21 protein-coding genes are annotated in these 22606 nt (G+C 58.9%); 1 reads left to right on the forward strand and 20 read right to left on the reverse strand.

What is annotated here, in order from left to right:
* The 20 genes from istA to HJG40_RS13610 form a co-directional block, all read right to left on the reverse strand.
* On the reverse strand, window positions 1-885 hold an 885-nt coding region (istA, locus tag HJG40_RS13515; protein ID WP_215864683.1), incomplete at its 3' end, for an IS21 family transposase.
* Window positions 886-926: 41 nt separating this feature from the next.
* Window positions 927-1679 carry a hypothetical protein gene (locus tag HJG40_RS13520; protein WP_226857465.1) on the reverse strand — a complete coding sequence of 251 codons (753 nt, stop codon included), beginning with the start codon at window positions 1677-1679 and terminating at the stop codon, window positions 927-929.
* Window positions 1680-1945: 266 nt separating this feature from the next.
* On the reverse strand, window positions 1946-2359 hold the full coding sequence (locus HJG40_RS13525) for a type II toxin-antitoxin system VapC family toxin (protein WP_215864684.1): 414 nt from the start codon (window positions 2357-2359) through the stop codon (window positions 1946-1948).
* Complete coding sequence (locus HJG40_RS13530; protein WP_009566302.1) at window positions 2359-2580, reverse strand: type II toxin-antitoxin system Phd/YefM family antitoxin; 222 nt, start codon at window positions 2578-2580, stop codon at window positions 2359-2361. The genes HJG40_RS13525 and HJG40_RS13530 overlap by 1 nt, the downstream gene beginning before the upstream one ends.
* A gap of 39 nt (window positions 2581-2619) precedes the next feature.
* Window positions 2620-5394: a DUF8741 domain-containing protein gene (locus tag HJG40_RS13535; RefSeq protein ID WP_215864685.1), complete on the reverse strand. Its 2775-nt coding sequence runs from the start codon at window positions 5392-5394 to the stop codon at window positions 2620-2622.
* Complete coding sequence (locus tag HJG40_RS13540) at window positions 5391-10688, reverse strand: DEAD/DEAH box helicase family protein (protein WP_215864686.1); 5298 nt, start codon at window positions 10686-10688, stop codon at window positions 5391-5393. The genes HJG40_RS13535 and HJG40_RS13540 overlap by 4 nt, the downstream gene beginning before the upstream one ends.
* A 294-nt stretch (window positions 10689-10982) precedes the next feature.
* A complete protein-coding gene (gene tolB / locus HJG40_RS13545; RefSeq protein ID WP_215864687.1) occupies window positions 10983-12251 on the reverse strand; it encodes a Tol-Pal system beta propeller repeat protein TolB in 1269 nt (422 codons plus the stop codon).
* Entirely contained in the window at window positions 12244-13230 is a 987-nt protein-coding gene (gene tolA / locus HJG40_RS13550) for a cell envelope integrity protein TolA (protein WP_215864688.1), read from the reverse strand. The genes tolB and tolA overlap by 8 nt, the downstream gene beginning before the upstream one ends.
* A complete protein-coding gene (gene tolR / locus HJG40_RS13555; protein WP_264317582.1) occupies window positions 13227-13619 on the reverse strand; it encodes a protein TolR in 393 nt (130 codons plus the stop codon). Before tolR ends, tolA begins: the two co-directional genes overlap by 4 nt.
* 14 nt (window positions 13620-13633) lie before the next feature.
* Entirely contained in the window at window positions 13634-14335 is a 702-nt protein-coding gene (gene tolQ, locus HJG40_RS13560; protein ID WP_010641044.1) for a protein TolQ, read from the reverse strand.
* A 6-nt stretch (window positions 14336-14341) separates the two neighbouring features.
* Window positions 14342-14764 carry a tol-pal system-associated acyl-CoA thioesterase gene (gene ybgC / locus HJG40_RS13565; RefSeq protein ID WP_215864690.1) on the reverse strand — a complete coding sequence of 141 codons (423 nt, stop codon included), beginning with the start codon at window positions 14762-14764 and terminating at the stop codon, window positions 14342-14344.
* The gene (gene ruvB / locus HJG40_RS13570; RefSeq protein ID WP_215864691.1) at window positions 14754-15779 is read right to left on the reverse strand and encodes a Holliday junction branch migration DNA helicase RuvB; all 1026 of its coding nucleotides are present in this window, start codon (window positions 15777-15779) and stop codon (window positions 14754-14756) included. The genes ybgC and ruvB overlap by 11 nt, the downstream gene beginning before the upstream one ends.
* A 39-nt stretch (window positions 15780-15818) precedes the next feature.
* Window positions 15819-16400, reverse strand: a complete 582-nt coding sequence (gene ruvA / locus HJG40_RS13575) for a Holliday junction branch migration protein RuvA (RefSeq protein ID WP_215864692.1) — start codon at window positions 16398-16400, stop codon at window positions 15819-15821.
* 21 nt (window positions 16401-16421) lie between these two features.
* Window positions 16422-16922 (reverse strand): crossover junction endodeoxyribonuclease RuvC, encoded by a 501-nt coding sequence (gene ruvC / locus HJG40_RS13580; RefSeq protein WP_215864693.1) that lies wholly within the window; start codon window positions 16920-16922, stop codon window positions 16422-16424.
* A gap of 27 nt (window positions 16923-16949) precedes the next feature.
* The gene (locus HJG40_RS13585; protein ID WP_215864694.1) at window positions 16950-17702 is read right to left on the reverse strand and encodes a YebC/PmpR family DNA-binding transcriptional regulator; all 753 of its coding nucleotides are present in this window, start codon (window positions 17700-17702) and stop codon (window positions 16950-16952) included.
* Between the two features lie 75 nt (window positions 17703-17777).
* Window positions 17778-18392, reverse strand: a complete 615-nt coding sequence (locus HJG40_RS13590; RefSeq protein ID WP_215864695.1) for a lysophospholipid acyltransferase family protein — start codon at window positions 18390-18392, stop codon at window positions 17778-17780.
* Between the two features lie 8 nt (window positions 18393-18400).
* Window positions 18401-19498, reverse strand: a complete 1098-nt coding sequence (gene nadA / locus HJG40_RS13595) for a quinolinate synthase NadA (protein WP_215864696.1) — start codon at window positions 19496-19498, stop codon at window positions 18401-18403.
* A 45-nt stretch (window positions 19499-19543) separates the two neighbouring features.
* Window positions 19544-19993 carry a dihydroneopterin triphosphate diphosphatase gene (gene nudB / locus HJG40_RS13600; protein ID WP_215864697.1) on the reverse strand — a complete coding sequence of 150 codons (450 nt, stop codon included), beginning with the start codon at window positions 19991-19993 and terminating at the stop codon, window positions 19544-19546.
* A complete protein-coding gene (aspS, locus tag HJG40_RS13605) occupies window positions 19977-21767 on the reverse strand; it encodes an aspartate--tRNA ligase (RefSeq protein ID WP_215864698.1) in 1791 nt (596 codons plus the stop codon). Before aspS ends, nudB begins: the two co-directional genes overlap by 17 nt.
* Before the next feature lie 84 nt (window positions 21768-21851).
* A complete protein-coding gene (locus tag HJG40_RS13610; protein ID WP_193650850.1) occupies window positions 21852-22112 on the reverse strand; it encodes an FmdB family zinc ribbon protein in 261 nt (86 codons plus the stop codon).
* Window positions 22113-22220: 108 nt separating this feature from the next.
* Here HJG40_RS13610 and HJG40_RS13615 point away from each other — a divergent pair.
* On the forward strand, window positions 22221-22606 hold a 386-nt coding region (locus tag HJG40_RS13615; RefSeq protein ID WP_215864699.1), incomplete at its 3' end, for a MarC family protein.

The following is a 22606-nucleotide window of genomic DNA, read 5'->3' on the forward strand; positions in this document are numbered from 1 at the left end:
CCAGATCGTCCGTGTCTTCTGCTCGGGGTGTGCATGATTCTGTGCCCGCTCCTGACAGCGTTCCCAGAGCCAGGTGTTCAGCTGATCCAGTGTTTCAAAGCGCGGAAGCGGGGTAAAAAACCATTCGCGGATATTGCCGACCTGATTCTCGACCTGTCCCTTCTCCCATCCAGCAGCGACCGTGCAGGCGGTGGGCCGAATCAGATAATGGTTCATGAGGGCCAGGAAGCGCCGATTGAAATCCCGTTCCTGACCTTTGCGGGAACGATGATAAACCACGTCCACAATGGTCTTGGGGTTATCGTAAATACCCCGCTCGGGGACCCCTTCAAAGGCCAGAAAAGCTTCCTGATGGGCGGCGAAGACCATCTCCTGGGTTTCTCTGGGATAGGCCCGGACAAAGGACATCCGGCTGTAAGTCAGGCGAAAGTGGGCGACCTTGATCGCCATGGCCACCCCATCCAGAATCACCGTCTCGCTGCTCCAGTCAAACTGATACGCTTCACCGGGACGGAAACTCAGGGGAATAAAGGCTTGGTGCAGACCAGGACGAACATTAGCCTTCCACGCCTTTACCCAGCGCTGAATGCTGTCATAGGCCCCCTGGTATCCTGCCTTCTGCAAACCCTCGAACAGTCTGCGTGCGGTCCGCTTCTGCTTGCGCGGTAAGTGCGCATCCGTCTCCAGCCATTGCTGCAGGATCGCCTCAAAAGCTCCCAATTGCGGCCGTGGCCGGGATTTCCGCTGGGGGTACTTCGGTTCATCTCCGACATGATCCAGATACTTGCGCACCGTAGCACGCGATAAATTCATTTTTCGAGAAATATGGCTGACCGTCTCTTTGTCCAGATGATACAGACGGCGCACTTTGGCTATGGTTTCCATGCAAATCACTCCAGTTTCCTCCGGACAAATCCGGCAGGATATCAGGTGGTCAATTTACACGCTGTTTTCCACCCAGTTCTGGCAACTTTTGCACGCTGTTTAACAGCCGGGTGCAGCAGGCCGCGTTCTTCCACGTTGAACAGTAAAATCAGGCGGTAGATGAGGCGCAGCAATTGCTGGAAATAGGCGTAGGCGCTGAGGGTGCCGGTATCGAGCGCCTGACGCAGCGCCTCGTTGGCGGGATGCTGGATGAAGCCTTCGCCAAAAATCAGCAGGGCATCGGTAACGCCTTGGCGCAGACCTTCGCGGACCCGGGTGCCTTCCTCCTGCCCGGCTGCGCGCCATTGTTCCCAGATACAGGGGCCTTCCTGTCCGCCGCTTTCGGGATGGGGCGCGAGCTGCGGGGCGCGGCTGGCTTGCAGCAGGCGCCAGACGTTGGCGAACTCGGCGTAGCGTGCGCCGCCGAGCAGGTCTTGCAGGTCGATTTCCAGAAAACTGGGGCGGGTGAGCGTGGCGGCATCGCGCAGCAGGCGTAGTTGGCGGCCGTTGCTGACCATGGCCCAGGTGTAGTCGGGGCTGGCGTTGAGAAACTCCTGCGCCAACTGGAAGGCGGTTTTCTTGCGTGCGCCGTTGCCGGTGACGGCGAAACGCGGGTCGGCTGCGTCCAGCCCCAGGGTGTGCGGGGCGACGACGACGGGCAAGGCACCGGCCAGAAACGTGATGGGATAGTGCTGATCGCCCACGCTGAGGCCCGTGACGGGGGCGATATGGGTGTAGCCGAAGGCGTCGCGCAAGAGTTCCTGCACAAAGTGGCGGGTGAGCGCGTCGGCATCGATATCGTTGCGCTCGAACTGGCCGGCAAAGTGTTTCCACTGCGCACTGGCGATCTGAAAGGCGCGGCTGGTGTCGTCCTTGAGCTTGAGGCCCTTGGGCGTGTGATAGTCGGCTTCGCTCTAGAACCGGGCCGCGCCAAGGGCCGCTTTTTCCAGTTGGTCGGGCAGAAACAGGCCGCCCTCCAGACGCAGGGTAGCGAAGGCGAGTTGATGACGCGGCTGGTGTTTCACAGCGATACCACTTGCAGACCGAAGGCCTCGGCGGCGCGACATTGGCGGGCGTCGGCCGAGATGAACACTTCGGCGGTGCAGGCGAGGGCGGCACCCAGGTGGATGGCGTCCATGCCGCGCAGCGTGTGTTTTTCCAAAGCTTTGACGGCGTGCTGAATGACCTGGGGCGTGGTATCGCAGATCAGCGCATCGGCGATGTCGAGCATCAGGGCGCGCTTGATGATCTGGTATTGCGCGTCCGTCAGGCGGCCTTCCCGCTGCAGGCGACAGAAGGCGGAGATCAGTTCAGGCACCGCGATGACCGACAGCGCCAGTTCGCTGGCCCGTTCGCACCACGCCAGAACGTCCGCGGTGCCAGTTTCGTCGATGTAGCGCTTGGCAAAGGCCGATGAGTCGAAATAGACGCGCATCAGTCTCCGCGCTCGTCGAGGATGAGCCGGCTGATCTCCTTGCCGCCGATGGCCAGCGGGCGTGCCGGACGCTGCTTCCAGGAGGGCAGTTGCGCCGGGATGGGGTGAATTTCGGCGATGGGTTTGCCGTTGCGCAATACGCGCACCGTCTGTCCGCTCTCGACCAGATCGAACCAGGTCTTGGCGTGGTTGCGTAAATCGGTGAAGGTGGTTTCCGGCATGAATGTGCTCCTGTCAGGCTATGTACATCAAAGTGTACATTACAGGGCGTCCGGCAACAACACGTAGACGCCGATCACGTCCACCGGCAGGCAGGCGCTGACGCTGTATTGGCCGACATCGCGCGCCGCCTCGCGCACGCGGCGGTGGTCGTCGAGCAGGGTGACGGCGCGGGTCTGCGCCAACGCTTCCAGTTGCTGCGGATGGGCGCGCAAAAAGTCCAGCGCGGTGCGGACTTCGCGTTGCACCCCTTCCGGCGGCAGGTTGCCCGTGGGGGTGCATTCGAGCAGCGCATTGACGGAATCGCCGCTCAGCCATTCAGGATCACTGCGGCCCCTGACCGCGAGGGTGACGGTTTCTTCGGCCATCATCTGGAACGGTTCACGGCGGCGCACATAGCTGAGCTGATGGCGCAGACGCAGCAGGTACAGCGTGGTGACTACGTCCACGGCATCGGTGAGGGTGGCGGCGCAGCGCGCGGCAATGGGGCTGCCGTCTGCAAGGCTGGTTTCGAGGAGATAGTCGGCGAGGACTGTCACCAACGGGTGGCTGCGGTGCAGTGCGTTGAAATCGATGGTCAGGGCCTTGTTGATGCCTTCATCGGCCAGCCGCAGCCGTAGCGTTTCCGGCAGATGTTGCGGTAGCAGGCGGACCTGCTTGCGGGCTTTTTCCAGCGGGGCGTTGAGGCGGGCGCAGACGCTGTGTAGGAAGCGCTGCACGTCGGCCTGGGTGCCCAGCGCTTGTTGTTCCTTCTGCCATTCGGGCAGCACTTCGTCGGGACGGATGCGGCGCTGGGCAAAGACGGTGCGGTTGGCCTTGGCCTTTTGCAGTGCGTCTTGCCAGCGGGCTTGCAGGGGGGCGAGGATCTGTTCGGATTCCCCAAAGTCGAAACCCAACTGCGCGGGATGGGCGCTGCTGCGCTTCATCAGTGCCGCCTTGACCAGCGCCTGCTTGATGCGGGCTTCGTCTTCGGGCATGGGCACCAGCACGCCGAGTTCCTTCTCGATGGCTTCGCCCTTGCGCAAGATGACGTTGAGCACAAAGCCATCGACCGGGTTGTCCTGTCCGTAGAGCATGGTGCAGCGCACTTCGGGGGCCTGCTGGCCGAAGCGATCGACGCGGCCTTCGCGCTGCTCGTGGCGGGTGGGGTTCCAGGCCAGGTCGTAGTGGACGACGGCGGTGAACAGGTGCTGCAGGTTGATGCCTTCGGAGAGGCAGTCGGTAGCGACGAGGATGCGGGATTCGCCTTCCGCCAGCGCCTCCACCCGCTCGCGGCGTTCCTCGGGGGTGTATTCGCCGGTAACGGCGTCGATGACGACCTTGGGGAAGACTTTCTTCAGATGTTCGGTGACGTAGTGGGCGGTGGCGATGTAGCGGCAGAAGACGACGGGGTGAAAGCCCTCTTTCAGCAGCGTATGGAGATGCTGGATCAGCACCGCCAGCTTGGGGTCGCCCGCCTGGCCCGAGAGGCGCTGCGCTTCGCTAATCAGCGTTTGCAAATGTCCGGCATGGGCCATTTGTGCGGGCGGTTCGAGATCATTGCTGTCCAGGTCGTCGGCTTCACCGTCGTACAAACGCTCGTCGGTGAGCCATTCGTCGTCGCTGAGCGTATTGTCCAGCCGGGTCGTCAAGGCTTTGACGGCGGCGGCGGGAGAGGAGGCCACGCAACGCAGCAGCGCGAGGGTGGCGTACCAGACCAAGCGCGCATGGCCAGCCTCTCGCGCTTCGACGCTTTCGGCGAGTTCTCGGCAGTAGTTTTGCACGGCGTCAAAAAATGCGCCCCAGTCGCCGCTCAGCGGGTAGGTGATCTCGGCTTTCATGCGCCGCGGAAAGCCCCGGCCATCGCCCGTTTCCGCCTGCCATTCGGCAATATCTTTACGGCGGCGCTGCACGAAATGGCGGGCCAGCTCCAGCCGCAGCGGATCATTGGCTGCGGTGTGTCCTTGTAGCTCAAGAAAGCGCGGATCGAGGAGCGAAAGCAGGTTGTAAAAGGCGGCCTCATCCCCCGAGTGCGGGGTGGCGGTGAGCAGCATCAGGTGCCGTTCCGGGTTTTGACTGAGTTGCTGCAAGAGCTGGAAACGCAGTTGTTTGCCTTGTCCGCTGCTGGCGCAGGTGTGGGCCTCATCCACGATCACACACTCGGGGGCCGTGCTGAGGAAGTGGGCGCGGTGGCGCTCGCTTTTGATGTAGTCGAGGCTGACCACGACCACCGGATGATAATCAAAGAGGCCGATTCCATGGGGCAGATCGCGCTCGATGCGGGAGGTGGAGACAGAGGTGAGAGCCACGGTTTGCAGATTGAAGCGGCTTTCCAGTTCGTTTTGCCATTGCTCGACCAGGTGCGGCGGGCACAGCACCGCGAGGTGGCGGATTTCGCCGCGATCCATCAACTCGCGGGCGATCAGCCCGGCTTCGATGGTTTTTCCGACGCCGACGTCATCGGCGATGAGCAGGCGCACCGTGGTGAGCCGCAGGGCCATGAGCAGCGGCACCAGTTGATAAGCGCGGGGTTCGACGGCAATGTTGCCGAAGGCCCGGAAGGGACCGCCGCCGGCACGCAGTTTAAGGCGCAATGCATCGCGCAGCAGCAGGGCGGCGGCATGGTTGCCCGCCTGTTCCGGCTCGGGCCATGGAAAGTTGGCGGGCGCAACGGCTTGCAGTTCCAGCTCGGGGATCAGGGCGATGCTGTCGTCATCGGCACCACCCAGCGGGCGCAGGCGCAGCCAGTCGCGGCGGGAGTCGCTTTGCACCACCCATTCGCGACCCCGCGCGCGCACGAGGTTGCCGGGCATGAAGTCGTGTTCTATGCCGGTCATTGGATGTTCTCGGGCAGGCCGAATATCTCGGGATAATCGGCGAATCGGATCGACCATTGGGCCGGGTCCGCGAAGTCCAACACTTGCCAGCCCTTGTCGCCGAGTACCCTATGCAGATCGGGGCTAATAGGCGTCAAAAAAACCAGGGCCCGGGCGGCGACATACTGAGCGGCGGCGATGGCGGCCCCTTGCTGGACGGGGACATCGGTGGCGTCGGGCAAGCGGAAACCGGATTGGGTGACGGCCTGTAACCATTGCGCGGTTAGACGCTGACCAGGACTATGCGGTAGCGATGAAGAAACTGCCGGTACCGCGATGGAAGGCGTCAGATGCACCTCGGCATTGGCCAGCGCCACCAGCAGTTTCAGGGCATCAGTGTTGCGGCGATTGATGTTTTCGTGGTCCGGCTGGTTGAAGTAGGACAATAAGCACTGGTAGCAGCCCGCCTCGCAGATGTGTTTGTCCGTCGCTTCCAGCGCCTCGAACTGCCAGGGGCCGTCTTCCGGTTTGCCGTAGTGCATCATCTGCAAGGCAGCGCTGGCGACTTCCCGGAGGCTGGCGGGTTCGCTGACCAGACGGGTCAACACCCCGGCACCGCCCTCGGCGGCTTCGTAAAACATCAGGGCGCGGCGTTCGTCGCTTTTGGGCAGGGGCTCAGCCACCAGTTCGGCTTCTTCGATCTGGAAGGTCATTTCGATGCCCCGCTTCAGGGCGGCCTGCAGGGTGGCCATGGCCTCCAAGGAAAGCGCCCGTGCCGGAGCCAGGATCAGCAGGTTCCGATGATCTTCGACAAAGGGCACGATGCGCTGATTGGCCACCTTGTCGAGCAGGCCGTCTTCCTTTTCCGGGCTTTCATCGGATGCATTGGGATCATCCTGCTTGCTCCAGGTGCCGGTAATGGGGTTGATATAGAAACCCAGTTGCGCCTTGTTCTTGCGCCGCCGCCAGCCGCGATTGATGCGCCACAGACGGGCAGCGGGGGCGTAGGTGAGTTCAGCCAATACTTCGTCGCCATTGCGCACGGCGGCCTTGCGCTTCTGGATGACGCCGTCGGGACCGGGCAGGAAGCGGTAGGTGCTTTGCAGCTCGAAGCCCTGCCGCTGGCGGTCTTCGTCATTGATGGAAATGCGTTCCACCGCCACCGTTTCCACGGTTTCTATGCGATAAAGCTCTCGTACCCAGTCGTGCTCTGTCAACAGGGCATCACAGTTTTCGCAGCGGTTGACCAGGGGGTCGCTGCCGCCAGGGGCGCCCAGGTGGCCATACCCGCACTGGCTGCAGACCAGGGAAGCGATGGTGGCCAACTGGCTGTTGCCGGAAATGTGATCCGCCGAGCCGACGTTGAGCTTGGCCCGCACCACGCGATACATGCGGCCTTGATGATAGATGAGGCTGCGCGGGCCGAACTCCGAGAGTCCCAGAAAACGCGGGCGGCTGACCATGCTGCCTTCGTCCTCCCTCCCGCTCATGGTGTTGCCGCCACTGGCGGGAATCCAGGCCATCAGGGGCAGGCGCGGGAAGTTGTAGCCGGGCAGGAAGCCCTGGCTGGCCAGGTAACGATAGGTGTAGAAGTCGGCGTTCTGGGTGTTGCCGGTCTTGAGCAGGACCGCATATTGCCGGGCGGCATCCCCATAACGGCGCTGGGCGTTCTGTCGCTCGCCGTGGGAGGCGGTGTGGCTCTTGACGATCTGATCGGCCATGTCCATCTGCGTGCGGGTGGAATCAAAGAGCACCCGCCAGCGCTGCAGTGCCCCGGAGAAGCTCTGGGGCGCCGTGGCGATGACTTTTTGCACATAATCCGGGGAGAACCAGTCGCTGTCCTGCAGTTCGTCGTGGAGCTGATCGATGACCCGCGCGGCGCTCTCCTGGGCGCGGTCCTGAACAGTGGCGTTGCCGAGGCAGTCCTGGTAGTGCGGTTTCAGTGGCTTGTCCTGCAGGTCGAGATCCAGCAGTTCGTTGATGCCGGAAGGGAGGTCTATTTCCGCGCAGGCCAGCCAGACCGCATGCAGATGGCTCTCCACCAGATCGCGATTGGCCAGATCAAGGGTGGGCGACTTGACCACGCCATGGACCATCTCGTTGGCATAGTGAAAAAACCACTGATCGTGGGGGCTCTGGGCGGCGCAGTAGGTGATGACCAGCGCCTGCTGGCCGGAGCGTCCGGCACGACCGCTGCGCTGGGCATAATTGGCGGGGGTGGGCGGCACATTGCGCAGATAGACCGTATTGAGGGCCGAAATATCGACGCCCAGCTCCATGGTGGGGGAGCAGAACATGACCGGCAAGCGCTCCAGAGGCGCCTCATGAGCGGGATTGCTGGCCCAGTCGTGGCGGTCTTTTTCGGTATAGCGGAAGCGCTGTTCCAGTAACTGGCGGCGCGCGGAATCCACTTGCGCGGTATGCTCCTGCGCCTCAAAGGCGAAAAGCGGGTGTTCCGGCTGACGCAGGAGATTGGCGATGTTGAGATAAAGCTGGCGGAAGAAGCCATTGGACTGGCGCTTGTCGGTGTCCGGCTCGTCGCCCGTCAGGCACCAGTCGAGGGCGCCCGCGTTCAGTCGCCAACCCACCAGATGGTTTTCCACGGGATGCTTCTGCACATAACCATAGAGGTTGGCGGCCTGGAGCATCGCTTCGATCAGTTCGGCCCATTCGGCGTCTTTCCACTGGGCTACCTGACCGGCCCAGGCGCTGTCTTTCCAGAAGGTGGCATTTTTGACCTGACGGAGCAGCCGGGAACGCGGTCCGCCGCTGATCAGGTGGTTGGTACGGGCCTTCCCCTTATACTCCGGTCGCTTGCCGAAAATCAGGGTTCTCGCTGTTTCCAGTGATTCATCGGCCGCGAAGGCCCAGCGGTCATTGAGGGTGGTGAAGGCGCTGTTTCGGGCCTTGTCCTGCTCGACGGCATCCAGATAACGGCTTTCCAGACAGAGGCCACGACGCATGACGTCAAAGACGATCTGGCAGAGCGCCGCGCGAGGGGGTCCACACAGTGCGGCCAGCCTGGCGTTCTGGGCAAAGAGGCTGTCCGTGGCGCTGAATTCGTCCAGGCCGCGATAACGGATGTTGATCAGGCCAAGCTGGTCGAGATTGGGATTGTTGAACCGCCAGCCCCGGCGCAGATCGCGGAGCAGACGGTAACCGATGATGAAGCGCAGCGTTCTTTGCGCTTCCTGCCGTGCCAAGCCCATGAGTTTGGGGTTGCGCAGATATTCGACCAGAGTGGCCTCGTTGATCTGATCAAACCCCAGGGCTTTGAATACGGCGTCGGCCAGTTGTTCCTCGTTGAGCAGGCCGCTGCCATTTTGCAGTGCGCCGATGAGGCCGGAACGCAGGGTCAGCAGAAAAATGAAGTCGTTGAAGTGCCCCGCCTGTAAAGCGGCGTCCTGCCGGTTGTCCGTAAACCCCAGCAGCTTGCGCGGGTCGGCGCGGCCAGCCAGCGGCTCAGGAGCACTGAAGAGCAAACGGAGGGCGCTGAGGGTGAGCATGGTGGTGGCCGAGGAGCGGCCCTCACCGGAAAGACTGGCGAGGCGGTTGATGTCCTTGCCGTGGGCCTCATGGACCTGACCGCACTTGAGACAAAAGCGGAATTTGCCGGGGATGTGCCAGTAACGCTCGCCATGCCCTTCCTGTCCCTGGGCATTGACGCGCACTGGTTGCGGGATCGCCTTTTTGTAGTTTTGCCGGACCTTCACCTCGACACGGGTGAAATCCAGCCAGTTTTCCGGCAGGTCCTCCAGGTGACCGTGGTACTGCTGATCGGCGCGGATCGGGCAAAGAAAGCCATAGGCGGTATCTTCATTGTCGTCGGCAGTGATGTCGTCAATTTCGCGGGGCCGATAGCCTGCCGAATCATTTTTGGCATGCCAGACCGGGTGGTATTCCTGACCGCAGTCCCGGCAAAAATGCGCCGGATAGAGTTCCACCCCTTCCGTTTGCCGACCGGGGGCGAAGCGCTGGGCGTCGAGGGTGACGTAGCGGGTACCAGGGGCTTCCAATGTAGTGAGCACCTTGCCGGGGCCGCTGATGAACTGATGCAATTTGAAGGCGAAAGGGGGGCGTCCCTGGGGCGTGTGGATCTCATGGGCGGCCAGCAGGAATCGTTGTAAGGCGCTGCGGCTCTCCTCCACGGAACAGCCGCTGTCTGCCGCCAGTTTTTCACTGGCCGTTTTGACATTCATGGGTTGTGCGCGGCGCGGGGGTTCATTTTCACGCAGTTCGATACCCAGATTCAGCTCCACCCAAATGGCCAAGGGGTCTGCCTGAAAAGAGGAGAAATCGGCCCAGCTATGGTGTTCCCGGCGTATGGCGGCAGGCAGCGCGGCTTGAATGACAGAGACGTCCTTGAATGGGTCCGTCACTCGTTCCAGCGTTTCGCCAATCACGTCATGCCCCGATATCCGTGTGCCAAAAAGCTTGCTGGCCACGTCAGCGACCGTGTTGTTGCGATCTGCCTGGGCATCCATGCTGGACATGGTGGCGGAAGTGCCTATGCACACGAGGTGCTGGGCCTGCAGGCGTTCACGCAGACGGCGCACCAGCAGAGCCACGTCAGCGCCCTGACGCCCCCGATAGGTGTGCAGTTCGTCGAGAATCAAAAACTCCAGCCCGTGGCAATGCTCGACGACGCGGCGGTCGTCCTGATCAAAACGGGTGAGGATGAGTTCCAGCATCATGAAGTTGGTGAGGAGAATGTCGGGCGGGTTGTCTGCTATGTTTTGGCGTTCAGCAGAGGATTCTTGTCCGGTGTAACGGGCGACGGTGAAGGGCTGCTGATCGGCGGCATAGCCGTACAGAAATTTGTGAAGCTCTTCCAACTGGCTGTTGGCCAGCGCGTTCATGGGATAAATGACGATGGCGCGGGTACGCTGAGTCCTGTCACCATCAGCCTCTTTTCCTTTCAGAATGCTGTCAATGACAGGGATGAAGAAGGAAAGGGATTTTCCGGAGCCGGTGCCCGTCGTGACCACATAGCTTTGTTGCTGCCGGCCTTTGGCCAGCGCCTGTTCCTGATGGGTATAGAGCTGGAGCGGCTGTGGTCGTCCTTCCGCTTTACCTACTTGGAAAATATCGGCGCAAGCCCGGTGCAGAAGACCTTCTTTGACCAGTTCCTGGATGGTATGCCCGCGCTTGTAGTTGGGGTTGATCTGGATGAGAGGATCTGGCCAGTAGCGACCCTGGTCATATTCGCGCTGCACCGTTTCGCGGATGTCCGCAGCGTCAATACGCGCAAAACTGCGAGAAAACGTACTGTATTCTTCTATGAGTTGTTCGCGAAAATTGAAGACGTTTTCCATCGGTTACCGTTGTTGGTTGCATGCCCGGATAATGACAGGGAATTACAGACTTGGAGGCATCAGAAACTTTTTAGCAAGCCAATCGCTGATTCGAGACCTGATTGACAGTTAGGCACCCTTCCACCGAACTGTGAGGTAAATGAATGCTTAAAGTCAACTACCACATTCTTACTAGGGCGGATGGTCACCTGCGGACCCTGTGTTCCGGTGAAACAGCCATTGCGTCGGTAGCATGCATCAGCCAAAGGCTGAAAGCGTTGGGCTGATGCGTGTGCTAGTTCATAAAACAAACCTTTACCGTGACCAGGCGGGCTGGCTGTCCTGACCGACGTCACTGTGCAATATGGCCATGGTTTTACCATCCAGGCTGACTTCTGCCAGAACCTTGCGGCCACCCCGCTGGGTGCCATACAAAATCATCTGACCATTACCCGCGAAACTCGGATGATCACAATTACCCTGGGCATCCAGTACCCGCAGGTCGCTGCCGTTGGGATTCATCACCGCCAAGGCATAAACGCCATCCGTGCGATGAATAAAGGCAATGGCATTTCCTGTGGGTGAGTACTCAGGTCCGGCATTGTAACCGCCGCTGTAACTCAAACGATGTATGTCGCCGCCATTGGTATTCATGGCATAAATCTGCGGCCCACCCGCGCGATCCGAGACAAACACAATCTGACTGCCATTGGGTGACCAGGTAGGGGAAGTATTGATGGCATCATCATTGGTCAACTGATGCCGCTGCCCGGTCTGCAGATTGGCCACATACAGCTCGGTATGTCCGCCTGAGGAGCGTGCGTAGGCAATTTCCTGACCATTGGGTGAAAAAGCCGGGGCGCTGACAATTTCACCACCTGGAGCGATGGATTGGCGTTTTCCCGTGGCCAGATCTTGCACGTAAATAATGGCGCGGGCATTGGCGTAGGTGACATAAGCCAGGCGGTGGTTGTTGGGTGACCACACCGGCGAAAATACCGGCATAATGCCGCGAACAATGGGATGCGGATTCCAGCCATCTGATTCGGCCACCAGCAATTCATAGGTATTACCGGTCTGCCGCACATAGGCAATACGGCTGGCAAAAGGACCGGGTTTTCCGGTGAAAGCCTGATAAATGACATCGGCGACGTGATGCGCGGTCATATGCAATTCAGCAGCCGAACAGGTGAAACGCCGCGCCGTCAACTCCTGCCCCGTGCTGACATTATAGACATAAACACTGACCGCATAACCGCCATTCAGGGGCTGCACCGAACCCACCGCAAGGCCAGTAGCCCCCACAGCAGTCCATTCGGAAGCCTTGACGGCACCCGGGGCGCGGGGATCACTGGGATAACCCGCTGGCTCAATCACCCGAAACAAACCACTGTGGCGCAAATCATTGCGCACCACAGCGGCTACTGAAGGCTGTCCCGGCACGCCCGGACCAAAAGAAGGTATGGCAATGGGCAAGGCCGAGGCCACACTTTTGGTGATTTCTACGGTGAGAGCAGCCTGGGCGGGCAACACAAATGCTGAAGCCAGCAGAAACAGGGCCAAAGCCCATAAGCGTTTAGCCATGATTGAGATCCTCCGCGTTAAATTTAAGATCTACGACTTTATACAGTGAATAAGAAAGGCCAATAGGTGGTGGAAAAGGTGCAGCCTGTTCCACCGCCTGGATAACTGCTCTGTCGAACTGCGGGTTACCGCTGGAGCGCACGATTTGCGGTTGACCAATTATTTGTCCCTCGGGATTCAGTTGAATTTCAACCACGCAGGACAGAGCCGCAGCAAAATTAGTATTCCAGGCATTGTAAACCTTAGTAGTGACCTGCTGCTCGAATAGGCCGATCAGACGCTGATTTTCCGAGGCCTGCTGGGCGCGGGCAGCGGCCATGTTGGCTTCGGCCTGCAACTTGGCTTTTGCTTCGGCCATGCGCTGCTGCAAGGCTTTAGCGCGTGCGGCAGCTGCTGCTTGGGCCGCCTGGGCTGCCAGTTGTTTTTTGACTTCTGCAGCGCGGGCCGCCGCTGCTTTTTCCTCGGCAGCTTTAGCGGCAGCCTGTTGCGCAGCCTTTTCCTGAGCGGCTGCCGCCGCTTGCACCTTGGCCTCCCGGGCGGCTTTTTGCCGTGCAGCCAGCTCTTCGGCATGCTTTTCCTGCTCCGCGCGTGCCGCCGCAATTTGTGCCGCCTTCTGTCTGGCCGCTTTTTCAGCTTTTGCCGCCTGTTCAGCGGCAATTTGCGCCGCTGTAGGCGGGGGCGGCGTCACCGGTTTGGGCTCCGGTTTGGGAACCGGCTTGGGAGTTGGCTTAGGAACAGGAACGGGTTTAGGCACCGGTTTGGGTACTGGTTTGGGTGCAGGCTGAGGGGCAGGTGCCGGTTGCGGAACCGGGGCAGACATGGCGGCCATAGGCATACTGCTGCTCAGCTGGGCCTGCATGGGTTTGTTGCCACTACTTGGTGGCACCTGCACATGAAAAGTCCAGAACAGGGCAAACAGGATGGCCGCATTGAGAATAATGGCCAGAAGCAAAGGCCAAAAAGACTGACGCTCTTTCAATGGCCCTCCGGGCGGGTCAGCAGGCCGACATGGGAAATACCGGCTTCCTGCAGCCGTGCCATCACGGCCATGACCTTGCCATAATCCACATGCGCATCACCCCCTACCAGTACCTGCACCTGACCATGACTGGAAGTGGCAATATGGCGCACATCCGTAGCCAGATCATCCAGTGCTACCGAACTGTGACTGTCTTTGAACTGCACGGAAATGGTCCCTTGCCGCGTTACGGAAATCAGCACCGGCGGGGTTTTGTCCGAGACGGGTTTAGTGACGCCCTTAGGCAGGTTAACATTCACACCCTGGGTCAGGAGCGGCGCCGAGAGCATAAAAATCACCAATAGCACCAAAGTCACGTCGATATAGGGAACGACGTTCATTTCCGCCATCAAACGCCTTCTTTTCATGGCTTGGTCTCGGGTACCTGACGATGCAGGATGTTGGTGAACTCATCCATGAACACCTCATACTGGGCATCCAGCTTGTCCAGTTTGTGAATGTAACGGTTGTAGGCAGCCGTTGCCGGAATGGCCGCAAAAAGGCCAGCCGCCGTGGCAATGAGGGCTTCGGCAACCGGGGGGGCGACTGTCGCCAGGGTGGCCTGCCCTGCGACACCAATATGCATGAAAGCGGTCATGATGCCCCAAACGGTGCCCAGCAAACCAACGAAGGGGCTGACAGAAGACACCGAGGCCAGAAAAGCCAGACGATTTTCCAGACGGCCCACTTCGCGCATTTGGGCCACACGCATGGCGCGGCGAGCAGCATCGAGGGCATCACTGGGACGAATTTTGCCGCGCTGCCGCTGAAATTCTTCATAACCCGCACAGAAAATACTGCCGGCTCCGGTTTCCAGATTGGTGTTGCCGGAAACATGCTGATAAATCTGGCTCATTTCGCCGCCGCTCCAGAAGCGTTTCTCAAAACGGGTCAGGGCCTTGAAAGCACCAGCAAATACCGCCCATTTTTCAAAAATGATGGTCCAGGAAGCAATAGAGGCGATGACCAAAAGTACCAGTATGATCTGGACAACAGGGCTGGCATTCAGCACCAGATGGGCTACGGAAAGAGAAGCTGCGGGATGGGTGACAGTTTGAGGATCCATAAAATCTCACGGGTGAACACTGAGGGGAAAGGCCTGCAGAAGTTCTGCAGGAATGACGTGGGGACGAAAAGTCTCGGCTTCCAGGCAGACCACTTCCACCTCGCCACTGCACAAGTGCTTTTCTTTCACTGAAATATGTTGTTGAAAATTCATACGAACCGGGGTCTTGTGAATGATGGCCGATTTAATCTGAAGCAGGTCATTAAAACGAGCCGGGGCACGGAAATCCAGATGCGCCCGCCGCACCACAAAAAAAATGCCGGGATCGCGTTCCAGCGCATCCAGTTCATAACCTTTTTCGCGCAGCATTTCCGTGCGGGCGCGCTCCATGAAGCGTAAGTAGTTGGCATGATACACCACCCCGCCATGATCCGTATCTTCATAATAAACGCGGACCTGAAAGACGCTCTCAGCGGCATCAGAGCCCATCGAAAAGTCCCCCGCCAACCTTGGGTAGCGCTAAACCCAACGCCAGATAACTCATTTCCGTGGCACAGCGACCACGCGGCGTACGTATCAGGTAACCGCGCTGAATCAGGAAGGGTTCCAGCACATCTTCGATGGTTCCGCGCTCTTCCCCAATGGCTGCGGCCAGACTTTCCACCCCCACTGGACCACCGGCAAAACGCTCGATGACGGCTTGCAGCAGCTTACGATCCTGACCGTCAAAACCATGCTGGTCGACTTCCATCAAGGTCAGCGCGGCCTCTGCGGTGCCTTGATCAATTTCTCCGTTGCCCCGCACCTGGGCAAAATCTCGCACCCGCCGTAGCAAGCGATTGGCGATGCGCGGGGTTCCCCGGGCACGCCGGGCGATTTCCTGGGCACCCCGCAAATCCTGGGTAGTCCCCAGAATATTGGCCGAACGGGTCACAATCTGGGTCAATTCTGCGTCACTGTAAAATTCCAGATGAAAACTGATGCCAAATCGGTCACGTAATGGCGAGGTGAGCAAGCCCGCCCGGGTGGTGGCTCCGATCAGGGTAAAGGGGGGCAGACTGATTTTAATGGAACGGGCGGCGGGGCCCTCGCCAATCAAAATATCCAGCTCGTAATCTTCCAGAGCCGGATAGAGAATTTCTTCGACCACGGGGCTGAGGCGATGAATTTCATCGACAAATAACACATCATGGGGTTGCAGATTGGTCAAAATGGCGGCCAGATCTCCCGGCTTATCCAGAACCGGACCCGAGGTGACTTTCAGACCCGCACCCATTTCCTGAGCAATAATGTGTGCGAGAGTGGTTTTTCCAAGGCCTGGGGGGCCGAAGAGCAATACATGGTCCAGGGCTTCATCACGGCCTTTGGCCGCGTCAATATAAAGACTAAGGGATTCGCGGAGCCGCGCCTGGCCAATATAATCCGCCAGCAAACGCGGGCGCAGGGCGCGATCCACTGCGTCGGTGTGGGTTTCCTGGGGATTGAGGGGGCCTCTGTCCATCATGGGGTTGTGACCATCGCGATGCTGGCGGGTTCCATAAAATCAATGGCGTGAAAGTTGTTGCAAAGCCTGACGGATCAAGTCTTCAAGACCCAATCCATCGCCCAGGTTGCCAATCGTCTGACTGGCCTGTGCAGGCTTATACCCTAATGTCAGGAGTGCTGCAATAGCTTCCTGACGCGGATCGCCAGACACGGCTTTGCTGGTAGGCAACGCACTGATTCCACCCATTTTATCGCGTAGCTCGACCACCAGTCTTTCTGCGGTTTTTGGACCAATACCGGGAATGGCCGTCAGCTGTGCCACATTGCCTTCCGCCACCGCTTGACCCAGCTTTTCTGCTGGCAGACCCGAGAGGCAGGCCAGTGCCACTTTGCCACCAATACCATTAACACGAATCAACAAGCGAAAAGTATCGCGCTCAGCCACGCTCATAAATCCATAGAGCAGATGGGCATCTTCGCGAATGGTCAGATGGGTATGCACCAACAGGGTTTCGCCAGCGTCCACCATTTGGTAAAAGCTGGACAGGGGCATCTCCAGCTCATACCCCACTCCCTGGACTTCCAGCCAGAGCCAGGGTGGACGCTTCTGCAGAATGATCCCGCGCAATGAGGTAATCATGGGCGTCCTCTTTCTAAAAAATCAGACATGGCCAGCCGCCTGCCAACGCTGTTGGGTCCGGGCATGATGGGCATGACAAATGGCACAAGCCAAGGCGTCAGCCGCATCGGCCTGAGGATTTTTGTCCAGATGAAGCAGCCAGCGCACCATGCTCTGAACTTGCGTTTTGTCTGCATGTCCAGCTCCCACCGACGCTTTTTTAATTTGCAGGGCGGTGTATTCTTCCACCGGCAGGCCCGCTTCCAGCAGTGCCACCAGCGCCGCACCCCGGGCCTGACCCAGTTTCAGAGCAGAATCCGCATTACGCGCCATGAAAACCTGCTCAATGGCTGCCGTATCGGGTCGGTGCTCGGCCAACACCTGCGCCAAATCCCGGTAAATGGCACCGATGCGCTCCAGAAACGGCCGGCCGGCCACATTCAGGCAGCCATGAGCCACATGCTGCAACTCACCACGCGCATCCGACTCGATGATGCCATAGCCGGTGCGCAAAGAGCCCGGATCAATACCGATGATGCGCAAGGCCGTATCCGGGTGGTCTGGAAAAATTCAGGATGCCGCTTCTAGGCGGGCCATTTCCGCCTCGCTGATTTCATAGTTGGCGTACACATTTTGTACGTCATCGTTTTCTTCCAGGAAGTCGATAAGACGCAGCAGTTTTTCTGCATCCTCTCCACTCACCTCAATCGTGTTTTCCGGAATCATGGTCAATTCACTTTCTTCCGGCTGCAAACCGGCGGCTTCCAGTGCCAGGACCACGCTATGCAAGTCCGTAGCCGCCGTATAGACAGCAATCCGCTCACCTTCATTGACCACGTCTTCGGCCCCCGCCTCCAGTGCCGCTTCGAGAATTTTGTCTTCGTCAGCATCGCCGGGAAAAACAATTAATCCCAGCTTTTTGAACTGATAGGCAACGGAACCAGCGGTTCCCATATTACCCCCGCGTTTGGAGAAAATATGGCGGATTTCCGCCACGGTACGGACCTTGTTGTCGGTCATGGTCTCAATCAGAATGGCCACGCCCGCAGGGCCGTAACCCTCATAAGTCACTTCCTCGTAATCTACGCCTTCCAGTTCGCCCGTACCGCGATTGACGGCACGTTCAATGGTGTCTTTGGTCATGTTGGCACCATAGGCCTTGTCCAGAGCCAGACGCAGACGCGAATTACTGCCAGGATCTCCGCCCCCGGCGCGCGCCGCAACGGTAATTTCGCGAATCAGGCGGGTAAATATTTTGCCCCGCTTGGCATCTTTCAGTGCCTTCTTGAATTTGATGGTGGACCATTTACTATGCCCGGACATAACCCACTCCTTGCTTCTATAACTGACTTATTCTGGTGAAATATCGGCCATGATAACGCAAAGGCAACGATGCCGTCATGCGAGTGTGGCAATAGCACTCATGGTCGCCCCCATGACTTCAGCAGCGTCAGCATCGCGATGAAAATGCAAGGGCACTCCATAGCGTAACAGGGGACGCTGGCGCCGCAGCCAGGTCTGCCAGTCAGAAGCTGCCTGCCGGGCGCCGCCGACATGAGCCGGCACCACCGGCGCGGCACTTTCGCGAACCAGCCAGGCAACCCCTTTCTGGGTTTCTGAGCGATTGATGCCGCCCTCGGGAAAAATGCCGAGCACCCGACCATCTTCAAGAATATGGCGGGCCTGCAACAGCGCCCGCACATCGCGACGATCCCGACGCACCGGAATGCTGTAGGTTTGCTCCAGCAACTGGCGCATCAATGGATTGTCGTAGTATTCCTGCGCCACCAGAAAGGACACCACACGTTGGTTGCTGGCGACCAGCAGCAGGGGATCCAGCACCGACACATGATTACAAACCAGAATCGCCGCGCCCTCGGCCGGTACGGTGCTGTGCTCCCAATGCGCGCCCTGATAAAAGCGTACATAGGCGGTCAGCAGACGATGCAAATTGCGTTGGGTCAGCGACCATTCGCCAATCGCATCAGCCGGCTGCACAGCGACAGAGGACATGGCGGCCGTCAGGACACCGTCAGCATGCGTTCCAGGGCCAGACGCGCCTGGGCTGCTGTTTCCGGCTCGACCTGAATCCGGTTGCGTACTTGCCCTTCCAGAAGATTTTCCAACGAAACCGCCAACTGCTCGGGATCAATGCGGAACATGGTGGAACACATGCACACCATGGGCGACATGAATTCCACGGTTTTTTCTTCCGCCCGTACCTCATCCGCCAGGCGCGTCACCAGATTGATTTCGGTGCCTACCAGCCATTCACTGCCAGTGGGAGAAGCTTTGACCGTTCGCAAAATAAAGTCCGTAGACCCGACCGCGTCTGACATCTGACAGACTTCAAAAGCTGACTCGGGATGGGCGATGACCTGCCCCTGGGGGTGTTCCCGGCGCCAGCGCTCAATATGCGCAGGCTGGAACATCTGGTGCACGGAGCAATGCCCCTTCCAGAGCAAAATCCGGGCACGACGAATTTCCTCGGGCGTCAATCCGCCAAGGGGCAGCGCTGGATCCCAAACCGGCATATCCCGCAAGGGGATGTTTAATTGATGCCCGGTCCAACGGCCCAGATGCTGATCCGGAAAAAACAAGGCCTTGGGCCGCTGCTGAAAGGACCATTCGAGCACCTTGCGGGCATTGGAAGAAGTGCAGACCGTACCACCATGCGTCCCGCAAAAGGCCTTGATGGCAGCTGATGAGTTCACATAAGTGACCGGGGTGATTTCCTTTTCTACATCCAGCACCGTCGCGAGTTCGTCCCAGGCGCGTTGAACCTGGGGGATATCAGCCATGTCGGCCATCGAACAGCCGGCGTTCAGGTCGGGCAGAATGCTGGCCTGATCAGGACGGCTGAGAATATCCGCCACTTCGGCCATAAAGTGCACACCGCAAAAAACAATGAATTCAGCTTCCTGCTCGGCTGCCGCCCGGGATAACTGCAGGGAATCTCCGTGGAAATCGGCATGACGATAGACTTCTTCCCGCTGGTAATGATGCCCGAGAATAACCGCACGCTTTCCCAATGCGGCTTTTGCCCGGCGAATGCGGGTATCCAGGTCGGCCGCTTCACTGCGCCGCAACCCCTGCACCATGACTGTCTCTACACCCATAACCACCCTCTCAGGCGCTGTTGCGCGTGCAAAATGTTCCTTACGTTACGAAGCAGCCTGCTGTGCGTCAAGGCTCGCCCCAAAATGGCGATAAATCGCATCCCGGTTAGTCCACGATCCGGTCCGTCGGGCCGCTTCGACCGCTGGCAACCAGGCAAAGTTCACATGCTCCTGATGACGCAATTGCGGAACCTGAGGCTCGGGCAAAGCCAAGGTGAATATGCGTTCTTCGTTGAACTCCACCTCCGGCGCGTAACGCTCCCGCCAGGGCGGCACGATGGGAAAGCGATTCCGTACCCCGGTATCCACCAGTCCTTCCGCCGCAAATCCTGTTTCTTCGCGGAGCTCCCTCACGGCGGCGTCCTGCCAGGATTCTCCCGGTTCCAGACTCCCGGTTACCGACTGCCAGAATCCTGCCGGTTGGGCACGCTCCAGCAACAAGACCTGCTGACCGGCGTAGACCATGACCAGAATCGACTCAGGAATTTTGAACATCGGCTCCTACTCCGGGACGCAGGCGGATTCCCAGCTCCTGTAATTGCTTGTCGGCCACCACGCCAGGGGCTTCAGTCAACAGACAACCGGCTTTCTGGGTTTTGGGGAAAGCAATGACATCGCGAATGGTGTCGGCGCCGGACATGAGCATGACCAGACGATCCAGCCCGAAAGCCAGACCGCCATGGGGTGGCGCACCATAATGGAGGGCGTCCAGCAGGAAGCCGAATTTATCCCGCGCTTCTTCAGCACCAATGCCCAGGGCAGCAAACACTTTTTCCTGAACCTTTTCCTGATGAATACGAATGCTGCCGCCGCCAATTTCATTGCCGTTCAGCACCAGGTCATAGGCGCGGGCCAATGCTGCCCCCGGGTTTTCCGCCAGACTCTCCAGATGTGCGCTTTGCGGTGCCGTAAACGGATGATGGGTGGAGGTCCAGCTATTATCTTTCTCGTCGTAGTCAAACATGGGAAAATCGGTGACCCATACGGGCTGCCATTCGCCTTCCAGCAAATGCAGGTCGGTAGCAAGCCGGTTGCGCAAATTCCCCAGCGCCTCGTTGACCACCTTGGCACTGTCGGCGCCGAAAAAGAGAATGTCGCCGACGGCCGCGCCACTGCGCTGGAGGATTTCCTGCAGCACTTCGGGAGCCAGAAATTTGACGATGGGCGACTGGAGCCCTTCAGCACCCTGATCCAGCGCGTTAATTTTGATCCAGGCCAAACCCTTGGCCCCATAAATGGCCGCAAACTGGGTGTATTGATCAATTTGTGCACGACTGAGTTGAGCACCACCGGGAACCCGCAGACAGGCGACGCGGCCCCGTGGGCGTTCAGCGGCCTCCCGAAACACCTTGAACTCCACACTGCGCATCAAGTCGCTCAGCTCGGTCAGCTCCAGGGGATTGCGCAAATCGGGGCGATCCACACCAAAACGGTGCATAGCATCTGCGTAGGTCATGCGTGGGAAAGGATTGGGCAGATCAATACCGAGCACTTCCGCAAAAAGACCTCGAATCATCGGTTCAGCAATACCCATGACGGCTTCTTCATCCACAAAAGAGGCTTCTATATCAATCTGGGTGAATTCCGGCTGCCGGTCAGCGCGCAAGTCTTCATCACGAAAACATTTGGTAATCTGATAATAACGATCAATACCAGCAACCATTAGCAGTTGTTTGAACAACTGGGGACTTTGCGGCAAGGCGAAAAAATGACCCGGCTGGGTTCGGGACGGGACCAGATAATCGCGGGCACCCTCCGGTGTGGAGCGGGTCAAAACCGGCGTCTCGACGTCCATAAAACCGCCACTGTCCAAATAACGGCGCACGTAGCTGGTAACCTGATGGCGCAAACGCAGGCGTCCCAGCATTTCCGGGCGGCGCAAATCCAGATAACGATATTTAAGACGCAGGTTTTCGGCAATATCCTCTTCATCTAGAGGAAACGGAACCGGCTCGGAGCGGTTCAGAATTTCGATGCGTGTCGCCATGAGTTCGACCTTGCCACTGGGCATCTGCAGATTTTCTGTACCCGCAGGGCGGGCTCGCAACACCCCTTCGATACTCAAAACAAACTCGCTCCGGCATTCATTAGCCGCCGCGAAGGCTTCGGCCTGATCAGGATCAGCGACCACCTGAACCAGCCCTTCCCGGTCCCTGAGATCAATGAAAACCACACCGCCGTGATCACGACGGCGCTGAGCCCATCCACAGAGACGCACGGTCTGTCCGATCAGGTTCTCGTTTATGCCATTACAATAATGTGTCCGCATGCTGCGTCCCGTATAGTTGTGTAAATAATAAAGGCCGCCTGAGCGGCGGCCCGCGCACAATCTAGCCCCGCTGCAGGCGCGGCGTCAATGACAGGCGCAACTGCCGCCCGGGCAAGCGGGCGCGGCACTGCTGGCGGCTTCACTTTTTGTCGAACCCCCCTTACTGCCCTTAAAATCTGTCTCGTACCAGCCGGATCCCTTCAGCGCAAAAGCGCCAGCACTGAGCTGCCGCTCCAGGCCCGGCTTGCCGCAGGCCGGACAATCCGTGAGGCGGGCATCACTCATGCGCTGTTCTGCGCTCAAATGATGTCCACAGTCCTTGCATACATACTCATAAGTTGGCATCGTATCGACTCCGTATTAGGTTGTAACTGAATATGCCTATTAAATACGTCTTCAGGCACCATTTTTCAAGCGTTCTGTGCACTGCACAGTCTGTCACGGTAATTTTATATGTCCATCACGCCTGAACTGCATAACGCCCTGCAAACCCTGATTGCCCTGCTTGCCATTCTTAATCCCATCGGGGCTATTCCTATTTTCATTGCCTTGACGGCTGACGAAGATCCGGCCCAGCAACTGGCCACCATCAAACTGGCCTCCAGATCCGTCGCCATCGTGTTACTCATCGCCGCTTTTCTGGGTGAGTACATTCTCCAGTTTTTTGGCATCAGCATCGCCGCCTTTCAGGTGGCAGGGGGCATGGTCCTGATGTTGCTGGCCTTTAATATGTTGCAGGCAAAATCCAGCCGCTACCGCCACACTCCGGAAGAAACGGCCGAAGGCATGAGCAAAGAGGCGGTAGCCGTGGTACCACTGGCTATTCCGCTGATGGCGGG

Source organism: Acidithiobacillus concretivorus, assembly GCF_018853445.1.
Classification (GTDB): domain Bacteria; phylum Pseudomonadota; class Gammaproteobacteria; order Acidithiobacillales; family Acidithiobacillaceae; genus Acidithiobacillus; species Acidithiobacillus concretivorus.

Bases quoted from the DNA above. Each gene is read 5' to 3' on its own strand.
- HJG40_RS13525 (WP_215864684.1), bottom strand. From the start codon at position 2,359: ATGCGCGTCTATTTCGACTCATCGGCCTTTGCCAAGCGCTACATCGAC.
- HJG40_RS13530 (WP_009566302.1), bottom strand. From the start codon at position 2,580: ATGCCGGAAACCACCTTCACCGATTTACGCAACCACGCCAAGACCTGG.
- HJG40_RS13535 (WP_215864685.1), bottom strand. From the start codon at position 5,394: ATGACCGGCATAGAACACGACTTCATGCCCGGCAACCTCGTGCGCGCG.
- HJG40_RS13540 (WP_215864686.1), bottom strand. From the start codon at position 10,688: ATGGAAAACGTCTTCAATTTTCGCGAACAACTCATAGAAGAATACAGT.
- tolB (WP_215864687.1), bottom strand. From the start codon at position 12,251: ATGGCTAAACGCTTATGGGCTTTGGCCCTGTTTCTGCTGGCTTCAGCA.
- tolR (WP_264317582.1), bottom strand. From the start codon at position 13,619: ATGGCGGAAATGAACGTCGTTCCCTATATCGACGTGACTTTGGTGCTA.
- tolQ (WP_010641044.1), bottom strand. From the start codon at position 14,335: ATGGATCCTCAAACTGTCACCCATCCCGCAGCTTCTCTTTCCGTAGCC.
- ybgC (WP_215864690.1), bottom strand. From the start codon at position 14,764: ATGGGCTCTGATGCCGCTGAGAGCGTCTTTCAGGTCCGCGTTTATTAT.
- ruvB (WP_215864691.1), bottom strand. From the start codon at position 15,779: ATGATGGACAGAGGCCCCCTCAATCCCCAGGAAACCCACACCGACGCA.
- ruvA (WP_215864692.1), bottom strand. From the start codon at position 16,400: ATGATTACCTCATTGCGCGGGATCATTCTGCAGAAGCGTCCACCCTGG.
- HJG40_RS13585 (WP_215864694.1), bottom strand. From the start codon at position 17,702: ATGTCCGGGCATAGTAAATGGTCCACCATCAAATTCAAGAAGGCACTG.
- HJG40_RS13590 (WP_215864695.1), bottom strand. From the start codon at position 18,392: ATGTCCTCTGTCGCTGTGCAGCCGGCTGATGCGATTGGCGAATGGTCG.
- nadA (WP_215864696.1), bottom strand. From the start codon at position 19,498: ATGGGTGTAGAGACAGTCATGGTGCAGGGGTTGCGGCGCAGTGAAGCG.
- nudB (WP_215864697.1), bottom strand. From the start codon at position 19,993: ATGTTCAAAATTCCTGAGTCGATTCTGGTCATGGTCTACGCCGGTCAG.
- aspS (WP_215864698.1), bottom strand. From the start codon at position 21,767: ATGCGGACACATTATTGTAATGGCATAAACGAGAACCTGATCGGACAG.
- HJG40_RS13610 (WP_193650850.1), bottom strand. From the start codon at position 22,112: ATGCCAACTTATGAGTATGTATGCAAGGACTGTGGACATCATTTGAGC.